Source organism: Burkholderia sp. B10 (assembly GCF_004368385.1).
Lineage (GTDB): Bacteria > Pseudomonadota > Gammaproteobacteria > Burkholderiales > Burkholderiaceae > Burkholderia > Burkholderia vietnamiensis.
This window is the reverse complement of sequence record NZ_PQMX01000125.1, coordinates 1-9,493: the sequence shown is the minus strand read 5'-3', so window position 1 is coordinate 9,493 and position 9,493 is coordinate 1. Positions and strand designations below refer to the sequence as shown.

Annotated in this window: 13 protein-coding genes and 1 pseudogene; 4 read left to right on the top strand and 10 right to left on the bottom strand. The window is 67.1% G+C overall.

Annotated features, from left to right (window positions below; translation table 11 throughout):
* Positions 1 to 495: 495 nt before the first annotated feature.
* Both C3Y15_RS30460 and C3Y15_RS30455 read right to left on the bottom strand, forming a co-directional pair.
* Positions 496 to 906 carry a GFA family protein gene (locus C3Y15_RS30460; RefSeq protein WP_045579403.1) on the bottom strand — a complete coding sequence of 137 codons (411 nt, stop codon included), beginning with the start codon at positions 904 to 906 and terminating at the stop codon, positions 496 to 498.
* A gap of 125 nt (positions 907 to 1,031) precedes the next feature.
* Positions 1,032 to 1,823, bottom strand: a complete 792-nt coding sequence (locus C3Y15_RS30455; protein WP_011883421.1) for an IclR family transcriptional regulator — start codon at positions 1,821 to 1,823, stop codon at positions 1,032 to 1,034.
* A gap of 122 nt (positions 1,824 to 1,945) precedes the next feature.
* On the opposite strand from C3Y15_RS30455, the gene C3Y15_RS30450 reads away from it, so the two are divergent.
* Positions 1,946 to 3,133, top strand: a complete 1,188-nt coding sequence (locus C3Y15_RS30450; protein WP_011883419.1) for an acyl-CoA dehydrogenase — start codon at positions 1,946 to 1,948, stop codon at positions 3,131 to 3,133.
* A 124-nt stretch (positions 3,134 to 3,257) separates the two neighbouring features.
* Here the strand turns inward: C3Y15_RS30450 and C3Y15_RS30445 are convergent, their stop codons facing one another.
* Positions 3,258 to 3,896, bottom strand: a complete 639-nt coding sequence (locus C3Y15_RS30445; RefSeq protein ID WP_014722511.1) for a peroxiredoxin — start codon at positions 3,894 to 3,896, stop codon at positions 3,258 to 3,260.
* A 317-nt stretch (positions 3,897 to 4,213) separates the two neighbouring features.
* Between C3Y15_RS30445 and C3Y15_RS30440 the strand changes: the two genes are divergently transcribed.
* The 3 genes from C3Y15_RS30440 (at position 4,214) to C3Y15_RS30430 (ending at position 5,517) form a co-directional block, all read left to right on the top strand.
* The gene (locus C3Y15_RS30440) at positions 4,214 to 4,516 is read left to right on the top strand and encodes a YqjD family protein (RefSeq protein ID WP_011883416.1); all 303 of its coding nucleotides are present in this window, start codon (positions 4,214 to 4,216) and stop codon (positions 4,514 to 4,516) included.
* Positions 4,517 to 4,640: 124 nt separating this feature from the next.
* Positions 4,641 to 5,030, top strand: a complete 390-nt coding sequence (locus C3Y15_RS30435; protein WP_011883414.1) for a phage holin family protein — start codon at positions 4,641 to 4,643, stop codon at positions 5,028 to 5,030.
* Positions 5,031 to 5,073: 43 nt separating this feature from the next.
* Complete coding sequence (locus C3Y15_RS30430) at positions 5,074 to 5,517, top strand: DUF3318 domain-containing protein (RefSeq protein WP_011883413.1); 444 nt, start codon at positions 5,074 to 5,076, stop codon at positions 5,515 to 5,517.
* Positions 5,518 to 5,569: 52 nt separating this feature from the next.
* Here C3Y15_RS30430 and C3Y15_RS30425 read toward each other — a convergent pair whose 3' ends face one another.
* The 7 genes and pseudogenes from C3Y15_RS30425 to glyA all read right to left on the bottom strand — a co-directional run.
* Positions 5,570 to 6,022 carry a type IV pilin protein gene (locus tag C3Y15_RS30425; protein ID WP_041493936.1) on the bottom strand — a complete coding sequence of 151 codons (453 nt, stop codon included), beginning with the start codon at positions 6,020 to 6,022 and terminating at the stop codon, positions 5,570 to 5,572.
* The gene (locus C3Y15_RS30420) at positions 6,022 to 6,480 is read right to left on the bottom strand and encodes a pilus assembly protein (protein WP_011883410.1); all 459 of its coding nucleotides are present in this window, start codon (positions 6,478 to 6,480) and stop codon (positions 6,022 to 6,024) included. The genes C3Y15_RS30425 and C3Y15_RS30420 overlap by 1 nt, the downstream gene beginning before the upstream one ends.
* A 197-nt stretch (positions 6,481 to 6,677) precedes the next feature.
* Positions 6,678 to 7,511, bottom strand: a complete 834-nt coding sequence (locus C3Y15_RS30415; RefSeq protein WP_014722506.1) for a type IV pillus assembly protein — start codon at positions 7,509 to 7,511, stop codon at positions 6,678 to 6,680.
* Complete coding sequence (locus C3Y15_RS30410) at positions 7,501 to 7,923, bottom strand: hypothetical protein (RefSeq protein WP_045578510.1); 423 nt, start codon at positions 7,921 to 7,923, stop codon at positions 7,501 to 7,503. The genes C3Y15_RS30415 and C3Y15_RS30410 overlap by 11 nt, the downstream gene beginning before the upstream one ends.
* Positions 7,920 to 8,480, bottom strand: coding sequence for a GspH/FimT family pseudopilin (locus tag C3Y15_RS30405; RefSeq protein ID WP_011883405.1), 561 nt, complete (start codon positions 8,478 to 8,480; stop codon positions 7,920 to 7,922). The genes C3Y15_RS30410 and C3Y15_RS30405 overlap by 4 nt, the downstream gene beginning before the upstream one ends.
* Before the next feature lie 171 nt (positions 8,481 to 8,651).
* Entirely contained in the window at positions 8,652 to 9,131 is a 480-nt protein-coding gene (gene nrdR, locus C3Y15_RS30400) for a transcriptional regulator NrdR (protein WP_006760615.1), read from the bottom strand.
* Positions 9,132 to 9,137: 6 nt separating this feature from the next.
* Positions 9,138 to 9,493: pseudogene (gene glyA / locus C3Y15_RS30395) on the bottom strand (serine hydroxymethyltransferase); the annotation flags it as partial.

Here is a 9,493-nt window from a genome sequence, read left to right as displayed (position 1 = left end):
GTCTTCGGGCGGGTGGGTCGTGCTTGCCGTCGTGCGCGTCCGTCGTCAAACGGCGGGCGGCAGGCGGTCGGTCGATGCAGGCCTAGCGGCTTGCGGCATCGCGCCGTGCTTATGCAGCCCCAGTCGAACCCGCTTGCTAGTTTGCTGCAGCACCCGTCGCCGGCATCTCGACGCCTACTCCGGTCCGCCGTCGTCGTATTTCGGCAGATCGTCGGCACAGTCGATTTCCGAGAAACGATCCGCGCACCGCACGCGCCATGTCGGCCAGCTCGCGCCGCGCTCATGCAGCCGAGTCGAACGCGCGTGCTGGCTCGCTGACGCACTCGTCGCCGGCATCGCGACGCCCATCCCGGTCCGCCGTCGCCGTATTTCGGCAGAGTCGACGCACCAGTTGCCTGCGCAACGATCCACGTGTCGCGACGGCCGACTCTTGCCGCGTTCACGCCACCCGATCGAACATGCGTGCTGGCGCGCTCGTCGCCGTCACCTCGACGCCTACTGCGGTCCGTCGTCGTCGTATTTCGGCAGATCCTCGGCACAGTCGATCCCCGGAAAACGATCCGCATACCACACGTGCCACACCGGACGCAGCCGCGCCGGCTCGTCGAGCGTCGCGTAGTTGATTTCGACGGTGGTCGGCGCGTCGCGCAGCCGATATTCGAGCTGCGCGCCGCAACGGCCGCAAAAGCGCCGCTCACCCCACGCGCTCGACGCATAGACCGTCGGCTCGCCCTGCAGATACTCGAACGCGCCGATCGGCACCGATGCCGCTGCCACGACCGCCGCACCGGTCGTGCGCTGACAGAGCCGGCAATGGCAAAAGCCCGCGTCGGTCGGAATGCCGGCGATCCGGTAACGGATCGCTCCGCATGCGCAACCGCCTTCCATCGTCTCGGGGACAGACATCGCGAACCTCGTCATCGTCGGAAAGTCAGGGAACGATGATGAGCGTGGCGCCCGCGCGTTGCAACAGGCACGGCATCCGCGGCCGCGCGCGGCAATGCCGGCGACGCGCCCACGCGCGCCCCGTTTCAGACCGTCTGACCGAGCCGCTGCGCGAGCGCCTTCAGTTTCGGCCCGACGTCGGTACGGAACGCCTGTTCGTCCATCGACGATGCCGGCCCGCTGCAGCTGAGGATCAGCCAGCGTCCGTCGCGCGGCTCGCGAAACGGCACGGCCGCCGCGTTCACGTCCGTGTGCCACGCGCGGAACGAATAACAGCAGCCGCCCGTCGAGAATTCGGCGACCGCCTGCTGCGCGGCCGCGACGAGCGCATCGGCGTCGGCGCCGCCGCCGGCCGCACGATGCAGGTCGGCATAGAGCGCGCGGCGCACGTCCTCCGGCTGCACGGCCAGATACGCACGCCCCATCGAACTCGTCAGCATCGACAGGCGCGAGCCGGGAGCGAGCCCGAGCGTCAGCGCCGTTTCGCTGCGGATCGTCTCCAGATAAATCATGTCGAGCCCGTCGCGGCAGCCGAGCGACACGGCCGCGCCGATCTCGCGCGCGAGCGCCTGCATGTGCGGCCGCGCAAGATCGAGCGTCCCCGACCCGGACAGCAGCGCGTAGCCGAGCGACAGCACCGCGGCATCCAGCGCGTATTTCCCGAGCGTCTCGTCGTAGCGCAGGTAGCCGAGCACGGTCAGCGTGTAAGCGAGCCGGTTCACGGTCGCCTTCGGCAACCCGGTGCGTTCCGCGAAATCGCGATTGCCGAGCATCGTTTCGCCGGGCCGGAACGCGCGCAGCAGGTCGAGCCCGCGCGCAAGCGCAACGACGAACTTGCGTTCGTCGATCGCGGTTTCGTCGATGGTTGAAAGTGTCATCTGGTGCTACACTGGGTTCGTTTTGCAAAACATTGTTCCGCACAGCGGAACGCAAGTCAAGCAGACCATAGATATCGGAACAGGTAGCGAAGCGCCGCCGACGACCGACAGGAGATGACACGATGAGCGTTGCAACTTTTCATTGGGACGATCCGCTGTTGCTCGACCAGCAACTGACCGAAGAGGAGCGGATGGTGCGCGATGCCGCGCGCGCGTACGCGCAGGACAAGCTCGCGCCGCGCGTCACGGAGGCGTTCCGCCACGAGCGCACCGACGCGGCGATATTCCGCGAAATGGGCGAACTGGGCCTGCTCGGCCCGACGATCCCTGACGAATACGGCGGCCCCGGCCTCAACTACGTCAGCTACGGCCTGATCGCGCGCGAAGTCGAGCGCGTCGACTCCGGCTACCGGTCGATGATGTCCGTGCAGTCGTCGCTCGTGATGGTGCCGATCTTCGAATTCGGCTCGGACGCGCAGAAGCAGAAATATCTGCCGAAGCTCGCGACCGGCGAATGGATCGGCTGCTTCGGGCTGACCGAACCGAACCACGGCTCGGACCCGGGCAGCATGGTCACACGCGCGAAGAAAGTGCCGGGCGGCTATTCGCTGTCCGGCTCGAAGATGTGGATCACCAACTCGCCGATCGCCGACGTGTTCGTCGTGTGGGCGAAGCTCGAAGAAAACGGCGCGGACGCGATCCGCGGCTTCATCCTCGAGAAGGGCTGGAAGGGGCTGTCGGCGCCGGCGATCCATGGCAAGGTCGGGCTGCGCGCGTCGATCACCGGCGAGATCGTGCTCGACGAGGTGTTCGTGCCGGACGAAAACCTGATGCCGAACGTGAGCGGCCTGCGCGGCCCGTTCACGTGCCTGAACTCGGCCCGCTACGGGATCGCGTGGGGCGCGCTGGGCGCGGCCGAATCGTGCTGGCACACCGCGCGCCAGTACGTGCTCGACCGCAAGCAGTTCGGCCGGCCGCTCGCCGCGAACCAGCTGATCCAGAAAAAGCTCGCCGACATGCAGACCGAGATCACGCTCGGCCTGCAAGGCGTGCTGCGGCTGGGCCGGATGAAGGACGAAGGCACGGCGGCCGTCGAGATCACGTCGATCATGAAGCGCAACTCGTGCGGCAAGGCGCTCGACATCGCGCGGCTCGCGCGCGACATGCTGGGCGGCAACGGCATCTCGGACGAATTCGGCGTCGCGCGCCACCTCGTGAACCTCGAAGTGGTCAATACGTACGAAGGAACGCACGACATCCATGCGCTGATCCTCGGCCGCGCACAGACGGGCATCCAGGCATTCTTCTGACCGTTTGCGCAGGCGACGCGGCGCCGGTCGCGCTGCGTCGTGCGCTGAAACGACACGGCCCGCCCGGCATCGCTGCCGGGCGGGCCGTTTTCATGGGCGCGCGGCGATCGCGCGCAGCCGCTGCTTACTTGTTCGGCTGCGGCGTCAGACGCAGATACGGACGCACCGCGTTGAAGCCCTTCGGGAAGCGCTTCTTCAACTCATCGGGATCCTGCAGCGACGGTACGATCACGACGTCGTCGCCGTCCTTCCAGTTCCCCGGCGTCGCGACTTTGTAATTATCGGTCAGTTGCAGCGAATCGATCACGCGCAGCACTTCGTCGAAATTGCGGCCGGTGCTGGCCGGATAGGTGATGATGAGACGCACCTTCTTGTTCGGATCGATCACGAACAGCGAGCGCACCGTCAGCGTTTCGTTCGCGTTCGGGTGGATCATGTCGTACAGCTGCGAGACCTTGCGATCGGCGTCGGCGATGATCGGGAAGCCGACGACCGTCGACTGCGTTTCGTTGATGTCGTTGATCCAGCCCTTGTGCGATTCGACGCCATCGACCGACAGCGCGATCACCTTCACGTTGCGTTTGTCGAATTCGCCCTTCAGCTTCGCGGTGAGCCCGAGCTCCGTCGTGCATACCGGCGTGTAGTCGGCCGGATGGGAGAACAGGATGCCCCAGCTGTTGCCAAGCCACTCATGAAACTTGATCGTGCCCAGGCTCGATTCCTGCTCGAAATCCGGTGCGATGTCACCAAGACGCAGACCCATGATGTTCCCTCCTCGAACGATGCTGGTTGAAACCGCGCGCTGTCGGCGCGGGATAGTCACTCAGCTTACGGGAAGCAATGGGCCATGCGAACGATTATTACGTTTGATATTCATACTTTTTTGTCATTTTTGCCCAGGCGCAGAGCGCGGTGGACAGCGGCGAAAGGCACTTTTCACGCCGTCGGCGGCTCTGTTTTTGTTTACGTTTCGTTTACCATGCGGTCTTGCAATGTCGCCGTGCGTCTTCCCGGCTCGCCAGCAGGCAGGCGTTTCGCTACGATGTGAACCTGCAGCATGACAGCATGAAGGGAGTTGCAATGTCGGAAATCAACAAGGAGAAACTGATGTCGGATATCAAAACCGTTCTGGCGGACGCCGAGGACCTGCTGAAGCAGGCTGCGAGCAGCACGGGCGACCGGGCTACCGAGCTGCGCGAAAAGGCCATGTCGCGCCTGAAGCAGGCCAAGGAAAAGGCAACCGACGTCCAGGTCGTGGTGGTCGAGAAAGGCAAGAAGGCGGCGCGCGCAACCGACGACTACGTGCACGAGCATCCGTGGACGTCGATCGGCGTCGCTGCCGGCGTCGGCGTGCTGATCGGCCTGCTGATCAACCGCAAGTAACGCGCGCTGCGCCGTTTCGCCCCGCGCGCCGCTCGCTGCGGCACGCGGGAGTCGCGGCAGGCCGGCGGCTCGCCGCCGGCCTGGCTTGACCTTGCTGCTCACTGCGCGTGCAAGCGCCTCATCCATGACGACAGACACCCACCCGCAGCCATCCGGCCCGGGGCCGCTGCGCCGCCTCGTCGGTTCCGCGATCGGCCTACTGCAAACGCGTCTCGAACTCGTTGGCATCGAACTGGCCGAGGAGAAGGAACGCCTGATGGGCGTGCTGTTTCTCGGCCTCGCCGCGATGATGCTCGCGACGATGGCGCTCATCAGTCTGACCGTCCTGATCGCGATCGCGTTCTGGGACACCTATCGCTGGCAGTCGCTCGCGGTGGTCACCGCGTTGTACGCGGTCGCCGGCATCGTGTGCGTGCTGAAGGCGCGCGCGGGCCTGCGCAACGCGCCGACCGTGTTCGAGGCGACGCTCGCCGAGCTCGAAAAGGACCGCGAGATGTTCCGCGGCAAGCCGTGAACGCCGTCGCGTTCACCCGTTCCACCCATTTCGCCGACGCGCCATGAGCCAGAACGTCACGGGCCATTCGCCCAGCCACCATTCGTCGCGCTCGAACTGGAGCGCGTCGCAGCATCGCGCACTCCGCAAGGAGTTGCTGATCCTGCGATCCGAAGTCGAGCGGCTCGAGCTCGCCGAAGCCGCCGCCGACATGCGTCACGCCGTCACGCGCTTCAGCTGGCTGAAGGTGTTCATCCCCGGCCTGTCGACCTCGAAATTCGGTCAATCCGCGAAAAGCCTGAACGCGAGCATCGGCCAGATCGTGAACCAGTATCCGATGCTGAGCTCGCTTGCGTCGCTCGTGCTCGCGAAACCCGTTCGCTCGCTGTTGCGCGCAACCGGCGGGCCGGCGCTGAAGTGGGGAACGCTGGGCTTCGCCGCATGGGAGATCTACCAGATCTGGAAGCAATCGCGCGACGAGCGCGACAGCACCGCGAGCAACGACTGACGCTCCACGGGGCGCGCGCGATGCGGTTGAGCCGCGCGCGTCACGTGCAGACTCAATGCACGCCCCAGCACGCGCGAGACGGTTCGTCCATCTGGCCGGTATCCGCCATTGCATTGCCCTTCGTTCCGTCCGAACGCAGCGTGAATGCACCGCATGGGTCGTCACGCATCGGCCCGGCGTCGAGCGGGCTGGCGACGAGTTCGTATGCCACCGGCGCATCGCCGTCGGCCGGTCGCCGCAGCGTAAGCCGATAGACCGGCTGCCCGTCCGGCGGTGCCTGTGTGTACGCATCCGGCAACGTCTGCGGCGGCGGGCCATCGAGCGTTTCGAGATACTGGGCGGCCCGGTACAGCGCACTTACCGCAGCGGTGCGATGCATGCGCGCGACGTGCGCGCGATATGACGGGACACCCCAGCTCGCCAACGCAGCGACGATTGCGAGCACGATCATCAATTCGATCAACGTGAAGGCCGCCAGCCGGCGCATCGCAGCAGCGGCTCGCATCATTGCACCGTCACGACACGACGCCAGCGCTGCGCCACGATGCGCCCGTCGCGCAACGCGAGCTGGCTCTGCAGCCAGACCACGCTCGAGGCATCGCCGCCGACGCCGCGAGCGGTGACGAGGTACGCGCGGCTGCCGGCCGGACCGGCACCTCGCCACGCTTCGATCAGACAACGCGGCGGCTGCGCCGCCAGCGGCCACGATGCAAACGGCTCGAACGCGTCGGCGACGCGCAGCGCGGGCGTCCGCCGCCACGCGCGTGGTTCACCATGCGATGCCGGTTCGTCGAGGTATGGCGCTGCGCCGCCGCGCAAACGCACGATGCATGCGGCCAACGCCGCATCGGCGGCATGAAACGCGATCATCCGATCGGACAACGCGCGCGTGCGACGCGATTCCGTCAACGCCGACTCGAACCATGTGCCTGCCAGCGCCACGACCGCCGCGGCAACGGCCATCACGGCAGGCAGCGCAAGGCCGGCATTGCGAAGCCGACGCCGAAGCCGAGGCCGACGTGCGGGCGCAACGCGTAATGTCGCGCGGTTCGGCAACGCGGGGCCGTCACCTGCGCCGCGCCGGCCCGCAGCACGGCGCGCCGACGCATCGGCTGTCGCGATCCGCGTCGCACAACGTCGGACGGACCGGGTCGCGCGGATCATCGGAATGCCTCACCGTCACGCACACCGCCCACGACACGATCGGCCAACGCGATCGATGAATTCCGCAACGCGACGATGCGATGCAGCGTGAGGCGCGCGCGGCCATCGTCGGATACGGCAACGCGACCATCGCAGTCGACATGACGCGTCGGCGCGCGCATCGGTTCACCGCGCGCCCGCACACACAGATGTACCGCGACGATGTCGCGCCACCCGTCAGCGCCGATCGCCGCCGCGTCGGCGAATCGCACGGTTCCGCGACGCAAATAGCGCACACGCAACTGGTCGATGCCGGACACCACCGGCTGCGGCGTGCCGGGGCGACCGCTGCCTTCGCAGTACAGCTCGGGCTCACCGGTCGACGGGCTGACATGCGCATCGAAGTGGTTTTCCACCAGCGGCCGCTCGCCGGGGGCACCGATACCCTGCCCGAGACAGTCGGATACCTGGTCGCCAATGGTTGGCCAGGTCGACACACCGTCGCCGACATAACGGACCACCACCGCATCGGAGGCCTCGCGAGCGGCTTCGCAGCGCACCTGTGCACCATCGCCACGCACCCGCGCCGCGGAGCAACCGAACAACGGCGGCAGCGGCAACGCGTCGTCGTCGTCGAGCGAACGAAATCCGGCCATCTGAATCTGCTGTCCGATCAGCATCAGGGCCGTCGTGGCCGCATCGCGCATCGCGAACGCGTCCTCGGCCCGCCCGTGCGCGACACGCTGTGCGTGGTAAAGCGCGCCGGCGGCCGCGAGCACGAGCAGACCGACGACCATCGCAATCAGGACTTCCAGCAGCGTATGTGCGCGGCTGCGGCGATCAGCGTTCATCGGCGTCGAACTCCCGAAACGGAATGCGCACACACGACGGCGGCTTCGTCATCGTCCGCGCCGCATCGCACCGCGCGGACGCCGAGGCCGACTGCGCAGTGTCGGCGTCGCGCCAGCCGACGATCGCATAGCTGACACCGGCCGCCCCACGGTCGAGCATCATTGCGCCGTCGGGCAACGATGCCGCCGCAAGCGCCGCGAGGCCGCCGTCATCGCCTGGTGCCGCATGACGGCGCTCGATGCGTGCGTCGGCCAGCCAGAGCGCACGTTCGCGCCAGATCGTCGCCCGCTGCATGCGGGTCATCGCGAACTGGCTGCCGACCACCGTCAGCATCACGGCCGCGAGCAGCGCAACGGCCAGCACCGCTTCGAGCAGCGACGTGCCGTGCGTTCGTCGGCGCGAGCACTTCATGCCGCGTCACACCGGCCGGCCACGATGCGCGCGCGACCGCCCGCCGAAATCCGGATACAACGCGACGTGCGCGCCTCGTCGCCAGGCCGCTCGCGCTGCGCACGCAATTCGAAGCGCCGGATCCCGCCGATCACCTGTCCGGCCGGCGGCGCGAACGCCAGATCGTGCGTGGCGCCCGTCACGGCAATGTCGGGATCGCGCGGATAACGCCTCAACACCCGCGACTGCCCGTCGAACTGCCCGCTGACGATCCAGCCGCACGACCATGCGGCCGGATCGCATGGTTCGTCGGCGCGCACGCAATCGCCGGCGGGCCCGGCGCGGCACAGCGTGACGCGCACGCCGAGCCGAGCCGCCTCGGTGCGGGCGAACGACACCGCACCGAGCAGCGTGCGCGAGCGCGCATCGACGCGTTCGCGCATGCGCCACTGATCGAATGCCGGAGCGGCGTAGAGCGCCGTCGCGGCCGCCAGCGCGATTGCGACCATCAGCTCGACGAGCGTGAATCCGTCGCAGCGCCGCAGGTGCGCGCCGACAATCTTTCGGTGCAGTCCCATCGCCATTGCCCTCCGTCAACGTGATGCAACGACTGTAGCGACGCGAGCGAACCCGCGCCATTGGCCAAACGGCCAACTGGCGACATGCGGCCGAGACCGACACAATCGGGACGAACTGGATCACTCGGCCCAATCGGGCCTGCGGAGAAGACGATGAACGAACGCGGCGCGTCAGCGCTTACGCGGAGGCTTGGAGGGGGACGCGCGACGGAACTCTTCGATCACGTCGGCAAATTCGGAAACGTCCTCGAACCGGCGGTAAACCGATGCGAAACGGACATAGGCGATCGTATCGAGGCCGCGCAACTCGTTCATCACGAGTTCGCCGAGCTTCTCGCTACGCACTTCCCGCTCGCCCGTGGCGAGCAGCTGATATTCGATACGGGCGACCGCCGCGTCGATCGCATCGGCTGCAACCGGCCGCTTGCGCAGCGCGAGTTGCATGCTGGCGACGATCTTGCGACGGTCGAATTCCGTGCGGCTGCCGTCCTTCTTCACGACGGCCGGCAGGTTCAGCTCGACCCGCTCGTACGTCGTGAAGCGCTTGTCGCAAGCCGAGCAGCGACGGCGCCGGCGAATCGCAGCGCCATCTTCGGAGACGCGCGAGTCGACGACCTGCGTGTCTTCATGCCGGCAGAACGGGCAGCGCATGCCGGATCAGCGATAGACCGGGAAACGCTTGGTCAGCTCGGCCACTTGCGCGCGCACGCGCTCGAGCGTCGCCGCATCTTCCGGGTTCTCCAGCACGTCCGCGATCAGGTTGCCCACCTGCTCCGCTTCCGCCGGCCCGAAGCCGCGCGTCGTCATCGCAGGCGAGCCCAGCCGCACGCCACTCGTCACGAACGGCTTTTCCGGATCGTTCGGAATCGCGTTCTTGTTCACCGTAATGTGCGCCGCACCCAGCGCCGCTTCCGCCGCCTTGCCCGTGATGTGCTTCGCGCGCAGGTCCACCAGCATCACGTGGCTTTCCGTGCGGCCCGACACGATCCGCAGCCCGCGTTTCACCAGCGTCT